This is a genomic window from Schaalia georgiae DSM 6843 (genome assembly GCF_000429245.1).
GTDB lineage: Bacteria > Actinomycetota > Actinomycetes > Actinomycetales > Actinomycetaceae > Pauljensenia > Pauljensenia georgiae.
This window is the reverse complement of sequence record NZ_AUBM01000008.1, coordinates 19,098-41,369: the sequence shown is the minus strand read 5'-3', so window position 1 is coordinate 41,369 and position 22,272 is coordinate 19,098. Positions and strand designations below refer to the sequence as shown.

Below are 22,272 nucleotides of genomic sequence, written 5' to 3'. Positions count from 1 at the left end.
TCACCCTTGTCCGCACCGCAACGGGCCGCCCGCGGCGGCCAGAGGAGAACCCGATGAAACGGATGCGCGACGGCTCCTACACCGTCCCCCCCACGTTCACCGTGCGCCCCGGCGACTCGCTCTCGACGATGCTGCTGGCCCGCGCCGACGCACACCCCGACCAGGTGGTCGTCGAGCAGCGCACCGCCGTGGGCTCCGCGCGCCCCATCACCGCCAGTGAGCTCGTCAGGCAGGTCGACGACGCGGCGCGCGGCCTGATCGGCATGGGCGTGGACCCCGGGGACGCGGTCGCCATCCTGGCCCCCACCTGCTACGAGTGGATGCTCCTGGACCTGGCGCTCGCCTCGGTCGGCGCCGTGTCCGTGCCCATCTACGAGTCCGACTCCGCCCAGCAGATCAGCCACATCCTCGCCGACGCCCACGTGACGCGGGTGTTCACCGCCACCGCCCAGCAGGCCGAGCTCGTGTCGCTCAGCGCCCCCGAGCACTGCCCCGTCCACTCCTTCGACCGGGGCGCGATGCGCCTGCTGGCCAAGAGGGCCCGCCCGATCGCCGTCGAGGAGGTCCACCGGCGGCGCGCCCAGGTCGCCAGCTCGTCCACGGCCACCATCATCTACACCTCCGGCACGACGGGCGCGCCCAAGGGCGTGGCGCTCACCCACGCGAACTTCGTCGGCACGTGCCTGTCGGCCCGCCAGATCCTCGGCAGTGTCATCGACTCCCCCAGCACCCGGCTGCTGCTCTTCCTGCCCGTCGCCCATGTGCTGGCCCGCCTCGTCATGCACGTCGTCCTGGCCGGACAGGGCGTCCTGGGGTTCTCCCCCTCCATCAAGAACCTGCTGCCCGACATCCAGTCCTTCAAGCCCTCCGTGCTGCTGGTGGTGCCGCGCGTGCTGGAGAAGGTCTACAACGCGGCCTCCGCGAAGGCCGGCGGCGGCTTCAAGGGCCGCCTGTTCGCCTGGTCGGCCAAGCAGGCGCGGGCCTACGGGGGCGCCTCGTCGGGCAGGCGCGGCCCCTCGCCACTGCGGCGCGCCCGCCGTCGCGTGGCCGACGCCCTGGTGCTCAAGAGGATACGCGCCGTACTGGGCCCCAACATGCGCTACATCGTGTCGGGGGGAGCCCCCCTGGCTGGCGACCTCGCCCAGTTCTACACGGGCCTGGGGCTCACGCTGCTGCAGGGCTACGGCCTGTCCGAGACGACGGGGCCGATCGCTGTCCAACGCATCGGCGACAACCCCGCCGGTACTGTCGGCCAGCCGATGCCCGGGAACTTCATCAAGACCGCCAAGGACGGGGAGGTCCTGGTGCGCGGCGTGTCCGTCATGCCCGGCTACTACGGCCTGCCCGACCAGACCCGGGCCGTCATGCCCGACGGCAAGTGGTTCCACACCGGCGACCTGGGGTCCATCGACCGGCGCGGGCACCTGACGATCACGGGCCGCAAGAAGGAGCTCATCGTCACCGCGGGCGGCAAGAACGTCTCCCCCGCCGTCCTCGAGGACTCGCTGAGCACCCACCCGCTCATCGCGAACGTCATCGTGGTCGGCGACCAGCGCCCCTTCATCGGCGCGCTCATCGCGCTCGACGCCGAGATGCTGCCCGCCTGGCTGCGCAAGCACGGCCTGCCTGTGTGCTCGCCCACGGAGGCGGCCTCCCTGCCGCAGGTGCGCGAGTCCCTGGACCGCGCCATCGAGCGCGCCAACCGCGCGGTGTCGCGCGCCGAGTCGATCCGCGAGTACCGGATCATCGACGCCGTGTTCACCGTGGAGAACGGGTACGTGACCCCGTCGATGAAACTGCGCCGCTCCAAGGTGCTCGCCGACTACTCCCACGAGGTCGACGAGCTCTACGGCGGCCCCGCCGCCCCCGCGCGCAAACGCGGCGTCCTGCGACTGATCTGGCGCAAGAAGCACTGATACCGGGCCCCGCCCGCAGAAAGGGACACTCATGACGGTACGTAGGCTGGCCGACGGCTCCTGGGAGTCGGTCGCGCGCCGCGAGGCGACCGAGGACATGAACATACCGAAGATGCTGCACCGGCGCGCCCGCGAGCACCCCGGGCAGGTGGCGATCGAGCGCCGCTCCCCCGTCGGCGACTGGCGCCCCGTGACCATCGACGAGTTCCTCGCCGAGGTGGACACAATGGCCAGGGGCCTCATCGGGCTCGGCCTCGAAGCCGGGGAGCACCTGGCGATCCTCGCCCCCACCTCCTACGAGTGGGCCCTGCTCGACGTCGCCGCCCTGTCGTGCGGGGCCATCACCGTGCCCATCTACGAGACGGACTCCGCCTCGCAGATCGCCCACATCCTGGCCGACGCGGACGTCAAGATCGTCATCACCGCGTCCTCCCAGCAGGCAGACCTGGTCGAATCGGTGCGCACCGACGGCGTGCGCATGGTCCTGGCCCTGGACCGCGGCGCTGAGCGCCTCCTGTCCCAGACGGCCCTGGACGTCCCCTTGGACCGGGTGCGCTCGCGCACGGACGGCGTGGGGCTGCGCGACGAGGCGACCGTGATCTACACGTCGGGCACCACCGGCATGCCCAAGGGCGTGGTGCTCACCCACGCGAACTTCATCGAGACGATGCTGCAGGCCTACGACATCCTGCCCGTCCTCATCAACGACCCTCGCTCGCGGTCACTGCTGTTCCTGCCCGTCGCCCACGTGCTCGCCCGCTTCGTCATGTACTGCCTGCTGTCGGGCCAGGGGGTCACGGCCTTCTCCCCCGACACCCGCAACCTGGTGGACGACATCGCGACATTCAAGCCGACGATGCTGCTGGTGGTGCCGCGCGTGCTGGAGAAGGTCTACAACGCGGCCTCCGCGAAGGCCGGCGGCGGCTTCAAGGGCCGCCTGTTCGCCTGGTCGGCCAACCAGGCGCGCGCCCTGTCGCGCTCGACGTCCTACGCCGACACACCGCTGCCAGAGTCGGAGGTGGCCGGGCCCCTGCCGGACACGACACCCGTCCCCGACGCCTCGGGGACCCCGTCGCCGGGGCCGTCACTGGGCCTGAGGATGCGCGGTCGCCTCGCCGACGCCCTGGTGCTCAAGAAAGTGCGGGCCGTCCTGGGGCCGAACCTGCACACCATTATCTCCGGGGGCGCCCCCCTGGCCGTGGACCTGGCGAACTTCTACCGGGGGCTGGGCGTCACCCTGCTGCAGGGCTACGGCCTTTCGGAGACGACCGGGCCGATCACGGTGGAGCTGCCGCACGACTTCCCGCCGGACTCGGTCGGCTTCCCGTGGCCGGGCAACCGCCTCAAGCTGGCGCCCGACGGGGAGCTGCTGGCGCAGGGGATCTCTGTGACGAAGGGGTACCACAACCTGCCCGAAGCCACCGCCGAGGCCTTCGTGGACGGCTGGTTCCGCACGGGGGACCTGGCGTCCATCGACGACCGCGGGCACGTGCGCATCACGGGCCGCAAGAAGGAGCTCATCGTCACTGCGGGCGGCAAGAACGTGTCCCCGGAGGTGCTGGAGGAGTCCTTGTCCACGCACCCGCTGATCGCGAACATCGTCGTCGTCGGCGAGGGCCGTCCCTACATCGGGGCCCTCATCGCCCTTGACACGGAGATGCTGCCGGATTGGTTGCGCAGGCACGGGCTGCCCGTGGTGGACGCCGCCCAGGCCGGGGAGCTCCCGGAGGTCCGCGAGTCCCTGGAGCGGGCGATCGCACGGGCGAACACCCGGGTCTCGCGCGCCGAGTCGATCCGCCGCTACCGCATTGTCAACGCCGCCTTCACCGTGGAGAACGGCTACATGACGCCCTCCCTCAAACTCAAGCGCCGCCGTGTCCTGACCGACTACGCCCACGAGGTCGACGCCCTGTACTCCTCGGGCACGGACGCCGGCGCGGGCGGGGACGGGGCCGCCAAGGACTGAGCCCCACCCCGGGGCGCGAGGGCGCCTCAGCGGGAGCGGGTGGCGCGGATGCGCCGCAGCACGAGAAGGGCGCCCGGAAGCCCGGGGACGACGGAGGTCGCGGTTCCAGGCATGAAGGAGCGCGTGCGCGCCGACACGGCTATGTGCATGCAGAACGCCGCCGCCCAGCCCAGGGTCAGCGCGCTCGTGGCCGCGCGGGTCGCCCGTGCGCTGCGGCGCGTCGCCAGGTACAGGGCGCACAGGGCGGCCCCCTGCACGGCGACGGTCCCCGCCCTGGCCCAGGGGTCCCGCCCCGCCAGCGGGCTGGATCTCACGTGGGCGTCGAGTCCGGCCCATCCGCTTGATCCGACCCGGTCGAGCCAGTCGGCCACGGGGAGGAGCAGTTCCTCGCCCTGGTGGACTCCGATCAGTGCCGCGGTGAGTGCCCACGCGCGGTCGTTGGCGTTCATGCCCTCCTCCTGCCCGCCGCGGAGGCGGCCGCTCCGACGGCGTGGGAGAGCGCGAGCCATCCTCCCACCAGGGCGACTGCGCGCAGGGGCCGGGCGGTGCGGGGCACCCCCGCGCGCCTGAGCGCCCGTGCGGCGCACCACAGCTGCGGCAGGACCACGGTCGGGGACGTGGCCACGCCCGTGGTGTAGCCCCTGGTGGCCAGCGAGGCCGCGATGTGCCCGATCCCATGGAGGCCGAACGCCCACTGGAAGTCCTGGTACAGCCAGCCCCTCCCCCGGCTCCGGATGCCGTCGTAGACAGCTGCGGCGCACAGCGCCCCCATCATGGCGATGCCCGCGTTGACGTGCCGTTGGTCGACCCGAAGGGCCCGGTCGCGCAGCCGCCCCCCGATGGGCAGTGCTTCGAGCGTCCTCCGGTTGGACGCGACCATGGTGGCGAGCTCTTCCCCGTCGTTGGCCGCGAAAGACGCCGCCAGGCTGAGCGGCACCAGCCAGCGCCGCAGGCCGTCGAGTTGTCCATCCACAGGTCCACCTCCATCGCCGAACCATTTACACTACTTATGGTAGCGTATTCGCGTGGGGGAAGGAACCAGGAGGAAGCGCGGAAGGCCACGGGACTCCGGGGTCGCCGACAGGATCGCCTCCGCCACTTTGGAACTGCTGTCCGCGCGGGGCTACGCCGGGTTGCGCATCGACGACGTCGCCCGCGCCGCCGGCGTCGCGAAGACCACTGTCTACCGGCGGTGGCCCTCGCTCGCCTCACTGGCCGTCGACGCCATCGCCAGCAGGATCGGGGAGCGCTCTCACACCCCCACCGGCGACCCCGCGGCGGATCTGCGCGCACTCTGCGAAGAGCTGGTGGCCCCCCTCTCCCGTGGCGGGTCCTCCTGGCTCTGCGCCGCCCTCGGCCTGCACCAGCACGACGACGAGGCGCTGAGGGCCGAGTACAGGAGGCGCATTATCGATCCGCCGAGGCTCATGCTCAGGAACGCCCTGGAACGGCTCAACGCCGTCGGGCGCCTGTCCCCCGCGGCGACGCCGGAGGCATGGGCCGACTACATCATCGGCGCAGCCGTGTACCGAATCGCCATCCTCCGCGAGCCCATCAGCGCCGACGACGTCTCCTCGGCGCTCGACGGCATCATCGTCCCCGCGGCTCCGGCTCCCCCAGGCGGCCCCCGTCCATCGTGAGGATCCGGTCGGCGACCCCCTCGGCCTCGCGGTCGTGGGTGACCACCAGCACGGCCGCCCCGGAGTCGGCGGCGCCGCGGAGCAGATCGAGGGCCGTCGCCGCGCTCGCCGCGTCCAGGCCGGCGGTCGGCTCGTCCGCCAGGACCACCCCGGGGTCCATGAGCAGCGCGCGCGCTATCGCCATGCGGCGCAGCTCCCCTCCGGAGAGCTCGTTGGGCCTGGCGTCCTTCAGCTGCGCCATTCCGACCGCGTCGAGGAGCTCCTCCGCCCCGCGCCCGCCGGGCCCGCGCCCCGGGTAGAGGACCGAGGGGAGCAGGACGTTCTCCAGCACCGTCAGACTGCGCAGCGCCGCATGGCCCTGAGGGACGAGTCCAATGCTCCCGTTGCGGAACCGCGCGAGCGCCTCCTCCCCCAGCGAGTGCAGATCCGTGCCGTCCACCTCGACCGTCCCAGCCGTCGGGGAGAGGATCCCGGCGAGCATTGCCAGCAGTGTGCTCTTCCCACTGCCCGAGCGCCCGGTGATGACGACGAGCTCGCCCTCCCCGATGTCGAGGTCGGTCGGCTCCACGGCGGTGAAGACCCGCCCTCCGCGTCCGCGGGGGAAGTCCTTGCTGAGGGATCTCGCCCGGACGCCCACTTCACTCCCCTTCCTTCAGCAGCGCGCTCGCGCTGGTCGTTCTGAGGTAGCCGACGGAGGCCAGAGAGGCGACTACCGCCACGACTGCGGTCGCCGCCAGGGACACGAGCGCGAGGAGAAGCGCGGTGGTCCACGACGGGACCACGAAGCCGGATCCGAGGGCCTGGCGCACGAATCCCTCGAAGGACACCAGCAGGGCTCCCGACACAGCGATGCCGACGAGGCCGCCGATCCCGTTGACGCCCAGCGCCTCCGCGGCGATGACCCTGGACACGAGGCGCTTGCCCGCCCCCATGGCCGACAGCGTCGCGAACTCCCGCCTGCGCTCGTGGATCATCATGACGAACACGAGGACGACCATGACCACTCCGACGGCCCAGGCGATCGCGATGAGGGCGATGACGGTCCGGGACGCATCGTCCAGAGTCCGGGCGATCGTGCCCACCATGGCGGTCGAGGTGACCGCTGCGACGCCCGGCACCTGCTCCTCGATCGCGGCGGCGACGGATGCGGGGTCCTCGCCCCCGCGGACACGGACCAGCACGGATGAGATCACGGAGGCGGGGTCCAGGTCGGTGTACTTGTTGAGCCCCTTGCTCAGCGAGCTCTCGATGAGGACCCGGGCGGTGTCGAAATCCGTGTACACGGCGTTGTCCAGGGCGGACCCAGTCGGAGCGAACTGGGCGACAACACGCAGGGATTGGTCGAAGATCTTGAAGTCGCCCTCGTCGTACACCGTCACGTTGCTCCCCACGACGACGTCCATGGGTCCCAGGCGCACGTCGCGGTCGGTGTCGTTGATCCACGGCTGGACGGTGAAGTCGCTGCCCGGGTCGAAGGCGATGACCTGGTAGCGCCCCGAGCAGCAGCTCGCCCGCGCCGAGGCGAGGAACAACTGGGGGGAAGCCGCCTCGACCCCCGGCACGGCGGCCACGCGGTCGAGCGCGCCCTCGTCCATGTAGAAGTAGCTCGGCTCGGCGCGCACCAGGAAGTCCTGGGCGTCGAACTCGCTCCTCGCCTCGGCGGGGGTCACGAGGATGTCGGCGCCCAGGCGGGACTCGACGGTGCGCAACCCCTGGCGCACCCCTTCGACGACCATGGTGCCGCCGAAGAGGACCATTGCCATGAGCGAGGAGAACACCAGGAGCGCCGCAGTGCGCGCCGGGTACCCGCGGAGGTTCCTCCACGGCAACTGTGCGAGTGAGACCATGCGATTCCTTCCTACACCGACAGGAGCATCCGGCCGTCGGCGGCGCGCTGCGCGCGGCGCAGGGCGGCGCGGGTTCCGACGGCTCCGGCGATCAACGAGGCGGCGGCCACGACGGCGGCGTTCACAAGCGCCCGGGCCGGGCCCATCGCCCCGCCCGGATCAGGCAGTGCCCCGAGCAGGAGCAGCACGGCCCACACTGCGGTCCCCATGCACGCGCCCGCGGCGTGGACCAGCAGCGACTCGCGCGCCATGAGGCGGGCGACGCGGGCGCGCGACGCGCCGATCACGCGCCACACGCCCAGCTCTCCCCTCCGTTCGTTCATGAGCACCGCCTGGACCACTGCGAGCGCGACGACGACCAGCAGCCACACGCCCACGGCGGCTGCGGCGGTGGCCACCAGGTGCCCGCGGATCCCGCTGGCCGCTCCGGCCAGGGACGCCTCGCTCTTCACGGCCGTCGTCTTGCGCACGTAGAGGTTGATCCAGTCCGTCGCGGCCTGCCTGCGGTCCCGGTCGCCCAGGCGGACGAGAGCGGCGGAGTAGTCGGCCCCGGGATCGACGGAGGCGTAGGCGCCGACCCCGGCGGCGACCGAATCGCGGATCACATCGCCCAGTGTCTCCATGGTGACGAAGACAGCGTTGTCGAGCGCGGACCCCGTCTCCATGAGGCGCGCGGTGACGCGGTGGTCGCGCTGGAAGAGGGCGACTGCGGAGGAGGAGGCGACCCCGCTGCCCACTGCGGCCTCGCCGCGCGCGAGCGCCCAGCCGGGGCCCCCTTCCAGCCACGGGGACAGAACGAAGTCGGTCTCCGGCTCGAATCCGACGATCCACAGGGGCTCGCCGCTGGGAAGGGTGTCGGCGATGTAGAGCTGGTGGGTGACCGCCTCGATGTCGTCGTTGTAGGCCAAACGGTCCAGTGCCGAGCGTTTGCGGTTGCAGTCCACGAGCGTTCCGAGCATGAGCAAGCGCGCTTTGTCGACCTTGCTGAGGCAACCGGTCGGGTAGACGGCGATATCGGCGCCGAGGCGCTGTTCGGCGAGCGACAGCTCGTCGCCCACACCCTCGACCAGGGTGAGGCCGATCAACGCGCACGCCGCCTGGACGGCGACGGCGAACAGGAGGACCGCTGTGCGGACGGGGTGGGCGCGCACGCTCCTCAGCGCCACGCCCCGCAGGGTCAGTGGCGGGGCCGTCACTGCGCGCCCCCCGCTCCTCCAGTGCTGATCCACAGGGCCGGCCGCGCTCCGTAGACCGCGTCGACGTTGGCACCGCTGACAGAAGGCGCCCCCGTCGCATCGACGAACTGCGCGGCGAAGCCGTAGGTTCCCGGGGACCGCAGCCACCAGTCGCACGATCCGTTCTCGTCGACGGGCAGGCCCGTCCCCTTCGCGTGGTCGGTGGCCGCTGCGACCCCGAGGGAGTCCCGCGACGCCTCGTCACCCAGGTAGATGGCGCCCTCGGTCTCACTGAGCGCGAAGATGTGGTCCGTCGTCGACGCCCCTCCGCCCGCCCCCGTGATCGACTGCGGGTCGTTCGCATTGTCCGCGGGCACGATCAGGGCGCCCTCGGCGGGGGTGAAAGCGGTCTCGCGGAAGTCACCGTTCATCCACGCCCGCAAGTCGCTGTTCTGCCACGAGGCGTCCTCGAAGGGCACGTGGTGGTACTGCCTTCCCTCGAGGCACTCGGCGCTGAGGACCAGGATCCGGTCCTCGAGCCTGTCCACCACGGTCCAGCGGATGGGCTCGGGCCCGTTCGATGGGTCGCCGTCCTGCTCGTAAGAGCCGAAGACCACGCCGTCGCCCTTCGCGGCCCGCCGGTAGGGAAGCGCGGGGTCGCGGTCGACGAGGCTGCGGGCGCGCTCCTGGGCGTCGCGGTAGTCGCCGAGTCCTGACAGGATCTCGTAGGCGCGCTCCGCGTTCCCAGCCTCGGCGAGGGCGATGGCTTCGTCGTAGCTGGCGGATCTGCGGTGCTGGGACACCACGGCCAGCACTGCGAGCAGCGCGCACAGGGCCGCTGCGGTGAGCACCGCCGCCCGAGCGGGCAGCGTCCGCGCCCACCCGCCAGCCCGGCTCCCCCGCGGGCCGGGCCTCAAGCGGGCAGCTCCCCTCCCCCGCGCGCGGACGGGACCAGGGCGCCGCGGCCGCGCATGGAGGCGACCAGGGCGCCGACGCCGCCAGCTGTGACGAGGACGCTCATGATCCGGACGAAGGGCTGGAACACCGTGTAGCAGCGCATGGTGCGCATCATGCACATGGGGCAGATGCCGCCCGGGACGAAGAACATAACGGCGGCGCCGACCACTCCGAGCGCCTGGAGGACGAGCCGCAGGGACCGGTTCTTGACGAACGCGGAGGCCCCGAAGAGCAAGGCCAGGCCCCCGGCGCCGGCCGCCACCGTGTTCTGGCAGCTGTGGCACTGCATCCACGAGCCGTCGGGTTTGGGGTCGCACGCGGCGAACACGGTCGTCCCCCCTGCGACGAGCAGCAGGCTCAGCACTGCGGGGACCATTGGCGCGAGGGTGTTCTTCTTCGACACTGGTTTTCCTTCCTCGTCCGCGCACGGGATGCGGACCATAGCTCAGGGATATTCGTATAATAGCTAAGCCTAACCTTGTTGGGGCGCCGATGCCCTGGATCGTCACAGGAACGCAGAAAACCGCAGAGCCCGTGGCCCTGCGGTTCCAACGTCGGGCTGGCGGGATTTGAACCCACGACCCCTTGACCCCCAGTCAAGTGCGCTACCAAACTGCGCCACAGCCCGTATTAAGTTCGCCGCTCGCGGCGACCTTGGATAGTGTAGCCCAGCATACCGACGGCACGCCAATCCGCGGAAGCGATCCACGTCACGACCGTAGAATCGGCATATGAGCGACGACGCGACCCGCCCGGTCGGCCCGGGCCTGGTGACCCCGTGGGGCGAGGACCTGGGGGACGCTCCCCTGCCCGAGTACCCGCGCCCGATGCTGGTGCGGCCCCGGTGGCGCAGTCTCAACGGGTGGTGGCGCTACGCCGTCGTCGGCAGGAGCACCGCCCACGGGGCCGAGTCGCCCGTGGACGGGTGGCGGGGGCGCATCCGCGTGCCGTTCGCGGTGGAGACCAGGGCATCGGGCGCGGGCAGGCCACTCGGGCCCGGCGACCTGCTGTGCTATGAGCGGGACATCGCGGTCCCAGGGCCGTGGCGGGGCGGGCGCATCGCCATCGTATTCGAGGCGGTGGACCACGAGTGCCGGGTCTACGCCGACGGCGAGCCCATCGGCTCGCACACGGGCGGGTACTCCCCCTTCCGCGTGGAGCTGCCCGACACGGGGCGGGCGCGGATCCGGCTGCGCGTCGAAGTGGCCGACGCGACCGACACGACGGAACAGCAGCGCGGCAAGCAGTCGCTGGAGCCCGGCGGGATCTGGTACACGGCCACATCGGGCATCTGGCAGACCGTGTGGATGGAGCCCCTGCCCGACCGGGCGATCACCCAGGTGCTCACGCGCACCCGCCCCGACCTGGCCACCGTGGACGTGCGGATCCTCGCCGAGGGAGGCCCCCAGCCGGTCACGATCACCATCGGGGACGGGTCGGAGATAGTGGCCCGGGCGTCGGGGACCACGGGAGCGCCTATCGCGGTGCAGATCCCGTCCGCGCGGCCGTGGAGCCCCGCCGACCCGCACCTGTACTCGCTGGCCGCGGACACCGGGGAGGATCGCGTGGACTCGCACTTCGGTGTGCGGACCGTCGCCGTGTCCGCCCCTGAGGGCGGGGGCGCGGCCCGCGTGCTGCTCAACGGCGAGCCCGTCCTTGTCAACGCCCCCCTGTCGCAGGGCTACTGGCCCGAAACCGGTCTGACGGCGCCCAGCGGGGCGGCGATGGAGCACGACCTGCTGGCACTGAAGGACATGGGCTTCAACGGGGTGCGGGTCCACGTCAAAGTGGAGAGCAGGCGCTTCTACGCCCTGGCCGACCGGATCGGGATGATGGTCGTGCAGGACGGCGTCAGCGGGGGCAGGGCACCGGCGTCGATACGCCAGTCAGGCCTCATCCAGGCGACCGGCTTCACATGGCCGGACACCGGGCGCGCCCTGATGCGGCGCACCGGCCGCGCCACCTCCGCCAGCCGCCGCGCCTTCCTGGAGGAATGGTCGCGGACCGTGCGCCTCCTCCAAGCCCACCCCAGTGTGATCATATGGGTGCCCTTCAACGAGGGGTGGGGGCAGTTCGGGGCACGCCGCGTCCTGGAGCTCACCAGGCGCATCGACCCCACCCGGCCCATCGACGCGGCATCGGGCTGGTTCGACCAGGGGTGCGGCGACTTCAGGAGCCGCCACCGCTACGTGCTGGCCCTCGTGGCACCGCCCGCCCGCGATGGCCGCGCGTTCTACCTGTCAGAGTTCGGCGGCCACAACCTGCCCGTCGAGGGCCACCTCCACTCGTCCGGCCAGCCCTACGGCTACAGCTTCCACCGAGACCGCGCCGCGTTGGAGGCCGCACTGGTAAGGCTTTACGAGCGGGAGCTGATCCCCCTGGCCGCCCGCGGCCTCGCTGCTTGCACCTACACGCAGGTGAGCGACGTCGAGTCCGAGACGAACGGGCTGATGACCTACGACCGGCGCGTGACGAAGGTCGACCCCCTGGTCATGCGGCGCCTCAACCGCGCCTTGGATGAGTGCTTCCAGGCTCACGCGACCACTTGGTAGGCTAATGGGGCACCAGAACGCACCACTCGTCATGGAGGCGCACGTGGGAACCAGACGAGCACTCGGCATTATCGGCGCAGCCTCAGCCGTGCTCGCGCTGGGCGCCGCCTCGGCTCCGTGCGCGCATGCCGCCATGGAGACCCGGGTCATCGAGGAGTACATGGTCGCAGAGTCCGTGAGGGACTCGTGGTCGGTTAGCATCACCGACTCCCAACAGGTGCTCACGCAGGAGCAGTGCGAGGAATTGGGCGCCAACGCCCAAACCGTTTTCTCCACCAACGAGGAGGTCACGATCTCGTTCACGCGCTTCGCCGGCGCCGGCGGCTCGAATAGGTGCGAGGCGAGCCTGCGGGCCGAACTGAACAAGACCCCGCTGATGCAGAAGACGGGAACGAAGACGACGCTCGCATTGAAGACCGCGATCCCCGGCTCCGTCATGACCACTCTGGGCATGACCACCAGGGAGGCCAAGGCCACTGTCTTCGACGCCGGCATCGTCGAGAGCTCCGACGGCGCCGAGATCGAGCGCGACTTCGACGGCTGGGAGACCGCGAAGTGGAAGAACGCCAGCGGGGACCTCAGCATCACTTGCGATAGCGCCCTCGCGAACCGCAACAGCGGGGCGAAAGCCTCCCCGACCAATAACGCCGCCGGGCAGAACACCTCGGGGGATCCCAGCAACGGCATGCCCCTCGCCATCGCCGCAATCATCGTGGGCGTCATCGCGATCGCAGCCGTGGCCGGAGCTGTGGTGATTGTCACGAGGAGCCGGCGGGCGCAGGCGGGTCCCGGCAACCAGGTGATGGGCCCGTACACCGGTGGCCCCGGCGCACGGGAATCCTCCGCCCAGGGGTACGGCCAGTCCCCGGGCTACGGCCAGACTCAGGGGTACGGCCAGTCCCAGGGGTACGGCCAGCCCTTGGGAGCCCAGGCACCCGTCGCAGGAGGGAAAGGGACCCCGGACGCGCCCGGCGCGGTTCCACCCCCCTTCTCCGCAGGCCCGCCCGGCGCGCCGACGGACCCCTCCGCTTGCCCGCAGGAGCAGGATTTGCCCCCGGTTCCCGCTCCACCGGAGCAGCGCTCCCCCTTCGCCCCGGACGAGGGCTCCTGACAGGGCGCGCCGAGGACGCGCACGTCATCGGATGGACACGCACATGGGACTGCCCAGAACGGCGGGCATCGCGGCCGCGATGGCGCTCGCCCTCTGCGCGGCGGCCGTGCCCGGTGCCCCGAGCGCCTCCGCCGCCGAGGCGGGCGCCTCGGAAGAGTACCGCGTCACTGGATCCGGCTTCCTGTCCTACTCAGCGCGGATCGTCGCCAGCGAGGACTACCTGACCAAGCGGGTGTGCGACGATTTCACCGACCACCTCCGAACGGTATTCGGCCTCGCCAAGGACCCGAAGGCGTCCTACACCGAAGCGACGTACAGCGGGGGGACCAGCGAGTGCACCGTTCCGCCGTTCGACATCCACCCCACGGACTCCGTCATCACGGAGAACGGCTCCGAGCGCACTATCTCAATGTCCTCGAGCACTACCGGTCCCGTCCTGGCGGCCATTGGTTTCACCACTCGGAGCGCCACTGCGACGGTCAGCAATGCCATAATCACAAGCGCCTCGGACGGTTGCGCCATTGATCACGATTCCTCCTCCACCGGGCAGGAGACGGCGACTTGCACGCAGGCGGCCGACGACTTGTATGTGACCTCCGACGTGGCAACGGGAGCGACCTCGTCCGGCGCGGTGCGCGGCGCGCCAACCCCGGTACCGCCCGATCCGGAGGCCCGAGCCAGGTCGCAGAGCCCGAGTACGCCGAGCACACCGGCCGCGACGACGACCCCGGGGCCGATCACGGCCCCGGTGACCGTCGGGAACCCCGGCCAACGGGGAGGCGCGCCCACTCCCACCGGCAGGCACTCGGGCTCGGACGACCACGACGCGTTCGTCTCCGTGTTCTTCCTCGTCCTCGTCATCCTGGTCCTGATCGGGATCATCTCAATGGGCACGATGCGATCGCACAGGACGAAGCACTCACGGAGGACGGCGCGGTCCCGCTCCGCCCCCGCCCGCCCTCCCGTGGACCGAACGCGCGCCGACCCCGGGGATCCCACCAACCCCTACGGCAGCTCCGGGACATCCGCGTCCGACCCGCACGACTCCCCCGCCCCCGCCTTGGAATCCGAGGGTCCGTCCGAGGCGTCGGCTCCCCGATCGGATTCCCGTTTCGCCCCTCCCAGCGATCCCACTTGACCGATCAGGACGATGAGGGCGTCCTCCGGGGCCGGGCGCCCGGCCCCGTCGGAGCGGTTGCCAGGGCGCGTGGCAGGGCCGCGAGCCGTCCGCGCCCCGGGTCCGACCAGTTGGTAGGATCGGAAAGTACCGAACGCACGACGGCCAATGGAGGCGCCCATGGGACTGAGGAATCCAGTGGGGATCGCGGCAGTGGCCGCGGTGCTCGCGCTCAGCGCAGTGTCCGCGCCCGACCGAGTGGGACGACGATGACACTCCGCCCGCGTCCGCCCCGCACCACGACGGCCCCGCCCGCGCACCGCAGACCCCGCATGGCGACCGGTGCCTTGAGGGGGTTGGCGGGGGTGGCGTGCGCCGTCGGCACCGCCCTTGCCCAAGCGCCCGCCTCGAGCGCAGCAGAGGGCGCCGCGGTCTTCGAGCACTACTCCTTCTTCAGCTCCGGCACCATCTCCTGGACGGCCTCAGTCACCGACACCGCCGGCGCGCTCACCGCCCAGCTGTGCGAGGAGTTCGGCGCCCACGCCCGGGCGGCGCACGGCGTCTCCCACGCCCCGACCACGGTCTTCACCCCGTCGGACGGGGCCGCCCCCTCCAGCACCTGCGTCGTCTCCGTCAGCGCGTCCCTGCTCGCAACCAGTGGCGCGGAGCAGACCATGTCCCTGCCGTCCGCCCCCACCGCCCCCATCGCCGATGCCATCGGCGCCCAGGTCCGCACCGTCGAGGCGACAGTCTACGAGGGCAGGATCGTGGAGGCGTCGGAGGGCGCCCAGATCGACCACGATTCGGAGCGCAACGGCTGGGAAACCGCTGTGTGGACGGATACCGACGAGGACCTGGAGCTCACCTTCGACACATCGACGGGCTCCACCTCCTCCGGCGCCAGTGCCGGGGCGCCGGCGCAGCGCAGCGACGAGGGCTCGACCGGTCCGGGCTTCTTCGCACTGGTCGGCGCGATCGTGGTGCTCACGATCGGCGCGGTCATCGTGGCGTTCCACGCGTGGGCGCGCCGTACACGCGGGCCCACGGCCGTCCCCCGGCCCGGTAGCGCGCCAGGCCCCGTGTCCGCCCCCTCGGCGGGGACGGACACGGGCCCCCTCACGTGAGCGTGACGAGATCCAGGTACGACTCGTCCCACAGATCCTCGTCGGCATCGGGCAGCAGCAGCACGCGCTGCGGGTCCAGCGCCGTCACGGCCCCGGGGTCGTGGGTCACCAGGACGACGGCCCCCTCGTAGTCGTGCAGCGCGGCGAGGATCTCCTCGCGGGACGCCGGGTCGAGGTTGTTGGTGGGCTCATCCAGCAGCAGGACGTTGGCGCCGGAGACCACCAGGGTCGCCAGAGCGAGCCTCGTCTTCTCCCCGCCGGACAGGACGCCAACGGGTTTCTCAACGTCATCGCCCTGGAAGAGGAACTGGCCCAGGATGTTGCGCACGCGCGTGTCATCCAGGCCGGGCGCCGCGTCGGCCATATTCTCGCGCACGGTCCCGGACACGTCGAGGGTCTCGTGCTCCTGCGCGTAGTACCCGATCTTCAGGCCGTGCCCGGCCACGACCCGGCCCGTGTCGGGCTCCTCGACGCCCGCCAGCAGGCGCAGCAAGGTGGTCTTGCCCGCGCCGTTGAGCCCGAGGACCACCACTTTCGAGGCGCGGTCGATGGCGAGGTCCACGCCGGTGAACACCTCCAGCGAGCCGTAAGACTTCGACAGGGACTCGGCGGTGAGGGGCACGCGCCCGCAGGGAGCAGGCTCGGGGAAGCGCAGACGGGCGACCTTCTCACGGACCTCCGCCTCCCCGGCCCGGGCGACCAGCTCGTCGGCGCGGCGCAGCATCTGCTGGGCGGCCACGGCCTTCGTCGCCTTCGCGCGCATCTTCTCGCCCTGGGCGCGCAGCTGCTCTGCCTTCCGCAAAGCGCCTTCCCGTTCCTTGCGCCGCCTGCGCTCGTCCTCCTCTCGCTGTTCGAGGTAGGCGCGCCAGCCGAGGCGGTAGATGTCGATGCGCGCGCGGTTGGCGTCCAGGTAGAACACCTGGTTGACCGTCTCCCCCAGCAGCGCGGCGTCGTGCGAGATCACCATGACGCCGCCGGGGAACGTCTTGATCCAGTCGCGCAGCCACAGGACGGAGTCGTGGTCGAGGTGGTTGGTGGGCTCGTCGAGCAGCAGCACGTCGGCGCCCGAGAAGAGGACGCGCGCCAGTTCGACGCGGCGCCGCTGCCCGCCGGAGAGGGTGTCGAGGCTCTGGCCCAGGACACGGTCCGGCAGCCCCAGGGAGTGGGCGATCTGGGCGGCTTCGGCGTTGGCGGCCCACCCGCCCTGGTTGGTGAACTCCTGGTCGAGGCGCACGTAGCGCTCCATGGCCCTCTGCTGGCGCGCGCCCTCGGTGGTGGACATCTCCTGCTCGGCGCGGCGGATGCGGGCGATGATCCGGTCGATGCCCCGCACCGACACGATGCGGTCGCGGGCCAGCACCGTCTGGTCGCCGACGTGGGTGTCCTGCGCGAGGTAGCCGACGGTCCCCGTGGTGGAGATCGTCCCCGTGTGCTCCGCCGCGCCCCCGCGGTCGGCCTCCCCGGCCAGCAGGCGCATGGTCGTGGTCTTTCCGGCGCCGTTGCGCCCCACGAGGCCGATGCGCATGCCCTTGTCGACGCGGAAGCTGGCGTCGCGCACGAGTTCGCGCGCTCCGATTCGCAGTGAGAAGTCCTGGACGTTGATCACGGGTAGATCCTAGTGGGTGTGTGCGAGACTACCCGCGCGCTCGCGGCGCTGCGCCGCCTTTGCGTGCACAATGGGAGCGACGTAACACCCGCAGGAAGGCATTGATGAGCACGCCCACCGCCCCTTCGCGCCACCCGCGCGTCTACGACTTGATCGCCGTCACCTTCGTCGCCGCGCTCCTGATCTCCAACGTCGCGGCCACGAAGGTGACGGCCCTCGACTGGGGACCCGTCCACCTGGTGTTCGACGGCGGGGCGGTCCTGTTCCCGCTCACGTACATCCTGGGGGACGTCCTGTCGGAGGTGTACGGTTTCGGGCGCGCCCGGCGGGTGATCGTCATGGGTTTCGCGGCCTCCATCGCGGCGTCGGCGGTCTTCTGGGTCGTCCAGGCCGCGCCGGTGGGCCCGGGCTACGAGAACCAGGCGGCCTTCGAGGCGGTCCTGGGCTTCGTGCCGCGCGTCGTCGCAGCCTCGGTGATCGGCTACCTGGCGGGCCAACTGGTCAATGCCCTGGTCCTGGTGAGGATCCGGAGGAGGTGGGGGGCCCGCCACCTGTGGGCGCGGCTCATCGGCTCGACCCTGGTGGGCGAAGCGGTGGACACCGTGCTCTTCTGCACGATCGCCTTCGCGGGAGTCATCGAGGGCGGCGACTTCGTCAACTACGTCATCACCGGCTACGTGTACAAGGTCGCGGTGGAGGTCGTGCTCCTGCCGCTCACGTACCGCGTGATCGGGTGGGTGCGCGGCCTCGAAGGCCTCGAGGGCTCGGAGGTGTTCCCCGCATGAGCTCCGATTGGCTGGCCGCTCCCCCCGTTCCTTTCGCGCTTCCCGCCGCCCCGCCGTCGGGGTGGCGCGACCGGGGTTTCCAGGTGGAGACGCGCCTGGCCTCGGGCAGCGGCCTGGGGCGCACGGGCACCATCCACACGGCGCACGGCACGATCCGCACGCCCGCGTTCATCCCGGTTGGCACGAAGGCGAATGTGAAGGCCCTGACCCCGGAGATGGTCGAGGCCCTGGGCGCCCAGGCGGTCCTGGCCAACGCCTACCACCTGTACCTGCGGCCCGGCTCCGACGTGGTCGACGAGGCGGGCGGTTTCGCGCGCTTCATGAACTGGCGGGGCCCGACGTACACGGATTCGGGCGGATTCCAGGTGCTCTCCCTGGGGGCGGGCTTCAAGAAGGTCCTCTCCCAGGAGTTCTCGGGGGCCGCCGACCCCGACGACCCGCGGCTGTCCGCGCAAGCCGTCAAGGCCTCGAACGCAGTGGTCGATGACGACGGCGTGGTCTTCTCCTCCCACATCGACGGCACGAAGCACCGCTTCACGCCGGAGGTGTCGATGCGCATCCAGCACCAGTTGGGCGCCGACATCATGTTCGCCTTCGACGAGCTCACCTCCCTGCTGCACCCGCGCTCCTACCAGGTGGAGTCCTTGGAGCGCACGCACGCGTGGGCGCGCCGCTGCCTGGTCGAGCACGCGCGCCTGACCGAGGAGCGCCGCGCCATGCCGTACCAGCAGTTGTGGGGCGTCGTCCAGGGCGCCCAGTGGGAGGACCTGCGGCGCCGGGCCGCCCGGACCATGGCGGGCATGGAGGCCGACGGCCAGCGCTTCGACGGGTTCGGCGTGGGCGGGGCGCTGGAGAAGGAACGCCTGGGAACGATCGTGGCGTGGGTGTGCGAGGAGCTCGGCGAGGACCGGCCCCGCCACCTGCTGGGCATCTCCGAGCCGGAGGATCTCTTCGCGGGGGTCGAGGCGGGGGCCGATACCTTCGACTGCGTGAACCCGTCGCGGGTGGCCCGCAACGCCGCGATCTACACGCCGACGGGGCGCTACAACATCACGAACGCGCGTTTCAAACGTGATTTCTCGCCGTTGGCGCCCGGTTGCGGGTGCTACACGTGCACGAACCACACGCGCGCCTACGTCCACCACTTGTTCAAGGCGAAGGAGATCCTGTCCTCGACGCTGGCGACGATCCACAACGAGTGGTTCACACTGCGCTTGGTGGACGCGATGCGCGACTCCATCGAGCGCGGCTGCTTCGAGGATTTCCGCGACGATATGCTGGGCCGCTACCGCTCTGGCGGCGGCCGGGAAGGCAGGAGCGCACAATGAGTTTCAACGAAAACATCCAACTGGACCCATCGCGCGTGCGCACGTCGGCGGGCAGGCGGGCAGCGGGCATCGGCGGTGGATCCGTGCTGGGCGCCATCATCGTGTTCGCGGTCGCGCACTTCACGGGCATCGACCTCTCGCAGTTCCTGGGCTCCTCGCAGCCCAGTCCGGCCCCGGCGGGGCAGACGGTCGACGTGTCGGGCTGCACGAGCGGCGCGGACGCGAACGCGCGGGTGGAGTGCCGGATGGTGGCGACGGCCTCGTCCTTGGACGAGGTGTGGCGCGCGCAGCTGGCCTCCCAGGGAGGGGGGACCGACTACCAGTTGCCGGACTTCCAGATCTTCACGGGCTCGGTGTCCACGGCCTGCGGGAACGCGACCAGCGCGGTCGGCCCCTTCTACTGCCCGGGGGACTCCACCGTGTACCTGGACCTGGGGTTCTTCGAGCAGATGGTCTCCGACTACGGGGCCTCGGGGGCCGCCCTGGCGCAGGAGTACGTGGTCGCCCACGAGTGGGGCCACCACATCCAGAACCTGCGGGGAGTCTTCCGCGACCACAACACGCAGGAGCGCGGGGAGCAGGGCGCGGGCGTGCGCTCCGAGCTCCAGGCCGATTGCTACGCGGGTGTGTGGATGCATTGGGCGTCGCAGACAGCCGACCCGAACACGGGCGAGCCCTTCCTGCGCGTCCCCAGCGCCGAGGAGATCGACGGCGCGCTGACCACCGCCCAGGCCATCGGCGACGACCGCCTGCAGCAGCGCTACCAGGGGAGTACGAACTCGGAGAGCTGGACGCACGGGTCGGCCGCGCAGAGGTCGCAGTGGCTGCGCACGGGCCTCGACTCAGGTTCCATCGCGGCCTGCGACACGTGGAGCGCGGCGCGCGTGTGAACCGCTGCGGGGCCGCAGCCCTCGCGCCCCGGCGCGGGTGGGTGGGCCGCGCCTCGTCGGCGATCACCGCGAAGAAACCGGCTCCGCGCGCCGGCGGGGAGTCGCACCGCAGATAAGGAGAGCACTGGTATGACGAGCATCACTGAGCAGGCGCGTGCTTTCTACGACGCCGTCCCCCACGAGGTCCCCGACTGGGAGGGCTCCCTGTTCTCACTGCTGGAGGACGCCGCGCGCCTCTACCCCGACCGCGCCGCCCTGGACTACTTCGGGGCGGCCATCACCTACCGCCAGGTCCTGGAGCAGGTGGAGCGCGCCGCCAGCGCCCTGGTCGGGGCCGGCGTGGGCAGGGGCGATGTCGTCGCCGTCGCCTTGCCGAACTGCCCGCAGGCTTTCGTGGTGTTCTACGCGTGCATGCGCATCGGCGCCGTCACCGCCCAGCACAATCCGCTGGCCCCCGCCTCGCAGGTGCGCGGTCAGTTGGGGCGCCACAAGGGCCGGGTGGCGGTCGTGTGGGAGAAGTGCGCGCACGTGTACGCTGCCTCTGGCGTGGCCACCGTGTTCACCGTGGACATCAGCGCCCACATGCCCGCTTCCCAGCGCTTCCTGTTGCGCCTGCCCGTGCGCCGGGCGCGGGAGAGCCGCAGCCAGCTGCGCGGGGGCGCGCCCGCAGGGTCGCGCTCGTGGGACAGGGCCGTCGCCCACGCGGCGCCGCTTCCCGCCTCGTGCCCCCGGCCCGGCGCCGAGGACTTGGCCGTCATCCTCCACACGTCGGGCACCAACGGGGTCCCCAAGTCCGCGCCCCTGACCCACCGCAATATCGGCGTCAACGTGCACCAGTGCGTGTTCTGGGTGTGGCGCCTGCACGAGGGGGCGGAGACGTTCTTCTCGCTGCTCCCCTACTTCCACGCCTTCGGGCTCACGTTCTTCCTGTGCGCCGCCGTGCGCAAGGCGGCCACGCAGGTGCTCCTGCCCAAGTTCGACGCGGCGATGGCCCTGGATGCGCACCGCAGGCGGCCCGTGTCCTTCTTCGTGGGAGTGCCGCCCATGTTCGACCGTGTCCTGGCCGAGGCGCGCCGCACCCGCACGGATCTGACGTCGATCCGCTACTCGGTGGCCGGGGCGATGCCCCTGTCCACGGAGCTGGCGCAGCGCTGGGAGGAGGCGACGGGCGGCATGATCGTGGAGGGCTACGGCCTGTCGGAGACGTCGCCCGTCCTCACCGGCGCCCCGCTGTCGGACCGGCGCCGCCACGGCGTGCTCGGTGTGCCCTTCCCGTCGACCGAGTTGCGCCTGGTGGACCTGGAGGATCCGTCGCGCGATGTCGCGGACGGCCAGCCCGGCGAGATCCTGGTGCGCGGGCCGCAGGTGTTCTCCGGCTACTTGGACGCCCCCGGGGAGACGGCGGCGGTCTTCACCGGGGACGGGTGGCTGCGCACGGGGGACATCGGCGTCAACCACGACGGTTTCATCACGATGGCGGACAGGAAGAAGGAGCTCATCCTCTCGGGCGGTTTCAACGTCTACCCCAGCCAGGTCGAAGACGCGATCCGCTCCATGCCGGGCGTGCGCGACGTGGCCGTGGTCGGCGTCCCCGCTCCGGGCGCCTCCGAGCAGGTGGCGGCCGCGATCATCATGGAGGACGGCGTGGCGCCCCTGACCCTGGACGAGGTGCGCACCTGGGCGGAGAAGTCCATCGTCCACTACGCCCTGCCCCGCCAGCTGGTCTTCATCGCGGAGCTGCCGCGCAACCAGATCGGCAAGATCCTGCGCCGCAAGGCCGCCCAGATGGTGAAGGAGAAGCTGGGGCGCTAGCGCCCCTCCCCTACGCCGGCCACCGGATGCGGATCAGGGGCAGGAGCGCGTATCCTCGTCCGTGGGCGCGATCGTAGACTCGTCCCATTGCGTAACCAGGTTGGGCTAAGTGAGTTGTCTGGACCGGTGATCGATGCAAGTGATGACTTGGTATCGGACGGCAAGCTCGCTCGTGGCGTACGGTGCTGCGGTTGCGGTGGGCATCGGGCCGAAGGCAACTGGGCGCCCCCCAAGTCGGCTTAGACGGGGATCTTGACCCTAACGTTGCAAGCGCGCAGCCAGACAAGGCTGGCCCGCAAGGTGCAGGCCTTGTTGGCGAGCACAGGCTCGGAGCACGCGTGTAAGCGACCCCGGCCGTCACACAGGCACACGGATTGCTTCGAGGACCGGGGACCGTCACCGAGCAATTCGCAGTTTGGACCGGTGTCCACAGCGCCGCAAGAAGT

19 protein-coding genes and 1 tRNA gene are annotated in these 22,272 nt (G+C 71.1%); 11 read left to right on the top strand and 9 right to left on the bottom strand.

Annotation, left to right across the window (positions count from 1 at the left end; translation table 11 throughout):
- Positions 1 to 53: 53 nt before the first annotated feature.
- Together G447_RS0103665 and G447_RS0103660 are read left to right on the top strand one after the other, a co-directional pair.
- The gene (locus tag G447_RS0103665; RefSeq protein WP_026430090.1) at positions 54 to 1,916 is read left to right on the top strand and encodes an AMP-dependent synthetase/ligase; all 1,863 of its coding nucleotides are present in this window, start codon (positions 54 to 56) and stop codon (positions 1,914 to 1,916) included.
- 31 nt (positions 1,917 to 1,947) lie between these two features.
- The gene (locus G447_RS0103660; RefSeq protein ID WP_026430089.1) at positions 1,948 to 3,882 is read left to right on the top strand and encodes an AMP-dependent synthetase/ligase; all 1,935 of its coding nucleotides are present in this window, start codon (positions 1,948 to 1,950) and stop codon (positions 3,880 to 3,882) included.
- A gap of 26 nt (positions 3,883 to 3,908) precedes the next feature.
- On the opposite strand, the gene G447_RS0103655 is transcribed toward G447_RS0103660, so the two are convergent.
- Together G447_RS0103655 and G447_RS0103650 are read right to left on the bottom strand one after the other, a co-directional pair.
- Positions 3,909 to 4,331 (bottom strand): HXXEE domain-containing protein, encoded by a 423-nt coding sequence (locus G447_RS0103655; protein WP_026430088.1) that lies wholly within the window; start codon positions 4,329 to 4,331, stop codon positions 3,909 to 3,911.
- On the bottom strand, positions 4,328 to 4,855 hold the full coding sequence (locus G447_RS0103650) for an HXXEE domain-containing protein (protein ID WP_026430087.1): 528 nt from the start codon (positions 4,853 to 4,855) through the stop codon (positions 4,328 to 4,330). Before G447_RS0103650 ends, G447_RS0103655 begins: the two co-directional genes overlap by 4 nt.
- Before the next feature lie 52 nt (positions 4,856 to 4,907).
- On the opposite strand from G447_RS0103650, the gene G447_RS12460 reads away from it, so the two are divergent.
- A complete protein-coding gene (locus G447_RS12460) occupies positions 4,908 to 5,522 on the top strand; it encodes a TetR/AcrR family transcriptional regulator (RefSeq protein ID WP_081697846.1) in 615 nt (204 codons plus the stop codon).
- On the opposite strand, the gene G447_RS0103640 is transcribed toward G447_RS12460, so the two are convergent.
- The 6 genes from G447_RS0103640 to G447_RS0103615 form a co-directional block, all read right to left on the bottom strand.
- Positions 5,473 to 6,159, bottom strand: a complete 687-nt coding sequence (locus tag G447_RS0103640; protein ID WP_005871116.1) for an ABC transporter ATP-binding protein — start codon at positions 6,157 to 6,159, stop codon at positions 5,473 to 5,475. The two genes, G447_RS12460 and G447_RS0103640, sit on opposite strands and share 50 nt — an antisense overlap.
- Before the next feature lies 1 nt (position 6,160).
- Positions 6,161 to 7,369, bottom strand: coding sequence for an ABC transporter permease (locus tag G447_RS0103635; RefSeq protein ID WP_026430086.1), 1,209 nt, complete (start codon positions 7,367 to 7,369; stop codon positions 6,161 to 6,163).
- 11 nt (positions 7,370 to 7,380) lie between these two features.
- Complete coding sequence (locus G447_RS11030) at positions 7,381 to 8,565, bottom strand: FtsX-like permease family protein (protein ID WP_243442296.1); 1,185 nt, start codon at positions 8,563 to 8,565, stop codon at positions 7,381 to 7,383.
- Complete coding sequence (locus G447_RS0103625; protein WP_026430085.1) at positions 8,562 to 9,395, bottom strand: DUF6273 domain-containing protein; 834 nt, start codon at positions 9,393 to 9,395, stop codon at positions 8,562 to 8,564. Before G447_RS0103625 ends, G447_RS11030 begins: the two co-directional genes overlap by 4 nt.
- Before the next feature lie 62 nt (positions 9,396 to 9,457).
- On the bottom strand, positions 9,458 to 9,904 hold the full coding sequence (locus G447_RS11025) for a DUF4418 family protein (protein WP_051226234.1): 447 nt from the start codon (positions 9,902 to 9,904) through the stop codon (positions 9,458 to 9,460).
- Positions 9,905 to 10,055: 151 nt separating this feature from the next.
- Positions 10,056 to 10,129: transfer RNA gene (locus G447_RS0103615), tRNA-Pro, on the bottom strand.
- A gap of 103 nt (positions 10,130 to 10,232) precedes the next feature.
- Here G447_RS0103615 and G447_RS0103610 point away from each other — a divergent pair.
- From G447_RS0103610 to G447_RS0103595, 4 genes are all read left to right on the top strand, one after another.
- The gene (locus G447_RS0103610) at positions 10,233 to 12,053 is read left to right on the top strand and encodes a glycoside hydrolase family 2 protein (RefSeq protein WP_026430083.1); all 1,821 of its coding nucleotides are present in this window, start codon (positions 10,233 to 10,235) and stop codon (positions 12,051 to 12,053) included.
- A gap of 43 nt (positions 12,054 to 12,096) precedes the next feature.
- A complete protein-coding gene (locus G447_RS0103605) occupies positions 12,097 to 13,164 on the top strand; it encodes a hypothetical protein (RefSeq protein ID WP_243442295.1) in 1,068 nt (355 codons plus the stop codon).
- 43 nt (positions 13,165 to 13,207) lie between these two features.
- A complete protein-coding gene (locus G447_RS0103600) occupies positions 13,208 to 14,302 on the top strand; it encodes a hypothetical protein (RefSeq protein ID WP_026430081.1) in 1,095 nt (364 codons plus the stop codon).
- 311 nt (positions 14,303 to 14,613) lie between these two features.
- Positions 14,614 to 15,405 carry a hypothetical protein gene (locus G447_RS0103595; RefSeq protein WP_165577588.1) on the top strand — a complete coding sequence of 264 codons (792 nt, stop codon included), beginning with the start codon at positions 14,614 to 14,616 and terminating at the stop codon, positions 15,403 to 15,405.
- Here the strand turns inward: G447_RS0103595 and G447_RS0103590 are convergent.
- Positions 15,398 to 17,011 carry an ABC-F family ATP-binding cassette domain-containing protein gene (locus G447_RS0103590; protein WP_026430079.1) on the bottom strand — a complete coding sequence of 538 codons (1,614 nt, stop codon included), beginning with the start codon at positions 17,009 to 17,011 and terminating at the stop codon, positions 15,398 to 15,400. The genes G447_RS0103595 and G447_RS0103590 overlap by 8 nt on opposite strands.
- Positions 17,012 to 17,115: 104 nt before the next feature.
- Between G447_RS0103590 and G447_RS0103585 the strand changes: the two genes are divergently transcribed.
- The 4 genes from G447_RS0103585 to G447_RS0103570 all read left to right on the top strand — a co-directional run bounded on the left by G447_RS0103585 (position 17,116) and on the right by G447_RS0103570 (position 21,826).
- The gene (locus G447_RS0103585; protein ID WP_026430078.1) at positions 17,116 to 17,796 is read left to right on the top strand and encodes a queuosine precursor transporter; all 681 of its coding nucleotides are present in this window, start codon (positions 17,116 to 17,118) and stop codon (positions 17,794 to 17,796) included.
- Positions 17,793 to 19,124: a tRNA guanosine(34) transglycosylase Tgt gene (gene tgt, locus G447_RS0103580; RefSeq protein WP_026430077.1), complete on the top strand. Its 1,332-nt coding sequence runs from the start codon at positions 17,793 to 17,795 to the stop codon at positions 19,122 to 19,124. Before G447_RS0103585 ends, tgt begins: the two co-directional genes overlap by 4 nt.
- Positions 19,121 to 20,014 carry a KPN_02809 family neutral zinc metallopeptidase gene (gene ypfJ / locus G447_RS0103575; protein ID WP_005867454.1) on the top strand — a complete coding sequence of 298 codons (894 nt, stop codon included), beginning with the start codon at positions 19,121 to 19,123 and terminating at the stop codon, positions 20,012 to 20,014. Before tgt ends, ypfJ begins: the two co-directional genes overlap by 4 nt.
- A 129-nt stretch (positions 20,015 to 20,143) precedes the next feature.
- Entirely contained in the window at positions 20,144 to 21,826 is a 1,683-nt protein-coding gene (locus G447_RS0103570; RefSeq protein ID WP_026430076.1) for an AMP-binding protein, read from the top strand.
- Positions 21,827 to 22,272 lie beyond the last annotated feature (446 nt).

Excerpts from the sequence above, each read along its gene's own strand:
- G447_RS0103665 (WP_026430090.1), top strand. The coding sequence starts at position 54 with ATGAAACGGATGCGCGACGGCTCCTACACCGTCCCCCCCACGTTCACC.
- G447_RS0103660 (WP_026430089.1), top strand. The coding sequence starts at position 1,948 with ATGACGGTACGTAGGCTGGCCGACGGCTCCTGGGAGTCGGTCGCGCGC.
- G447_RS0103655 (WP_026430088.1), bottom strand. The coding sequence starts at position 4,331 with ATGAACGCCAACGACCGCGCGTGGGCACTCACCGCGGCACTGATCGGA.
- G447_RS0103635 (WP_026430086.1), bottom strand. The coding sequence starts at position 7,369 with ATGGTCTCACTCGCACAGTTGCCGTGGAGGAACCTCCGCGGGTACCCG.
- G447_RS0103610 (WP_026430083.1), top strand. The coding sequence starts at position 10,233 with ATGAGCGACGACGCGACCCGCCCGGTCGGCCCGGGCCTGGTGACCCCG.
- G447_RS0103600 (WP_026430081.1), top strand. The coding sequence starts at position 13,208 with ATGGGACTGCCCAGAACGGCGGGCATCGCGGCCGCGATGGCGCTCGCC.
- G447_RS0103595 (WP_165577588.1), top strand. The coding sequence starts at position 14,614 with ATGGCGACCGGTGCCTTGAGGGGGTTGGCGGGGGTGGCGTGCGCCGTC.
- G447_RS0103585 (WP_026430078.1), top strand. The coding sequence starts at position 17,116 with ATGAGCACGCCCACCGCCCCTTCGCGCCACCCGCGCGTCTACGACTTG.
- tgt (WP_026430077.1), top strand. The coding sequence starts at position 17,793 with ATGAGCTCCGATTGGCTGGCCGCTCCCCCCGTTCCTTTCGCGCTTCCC.
- ypfJ (WP_005867454.1), top strand. The coding sequence starts at position 19,121 with ATGAGTTTCAACGAAAACATCCAACTGGACCCATCGCGCGTGCGCACG.
- G447_RS0103570 (WP_026430076.1), top strand. The coding sequence starts at position 20,144 with ATGACGAGCATCACTGAGCAGGCGCGTGCTTTCTACGACGCCGTCCCC.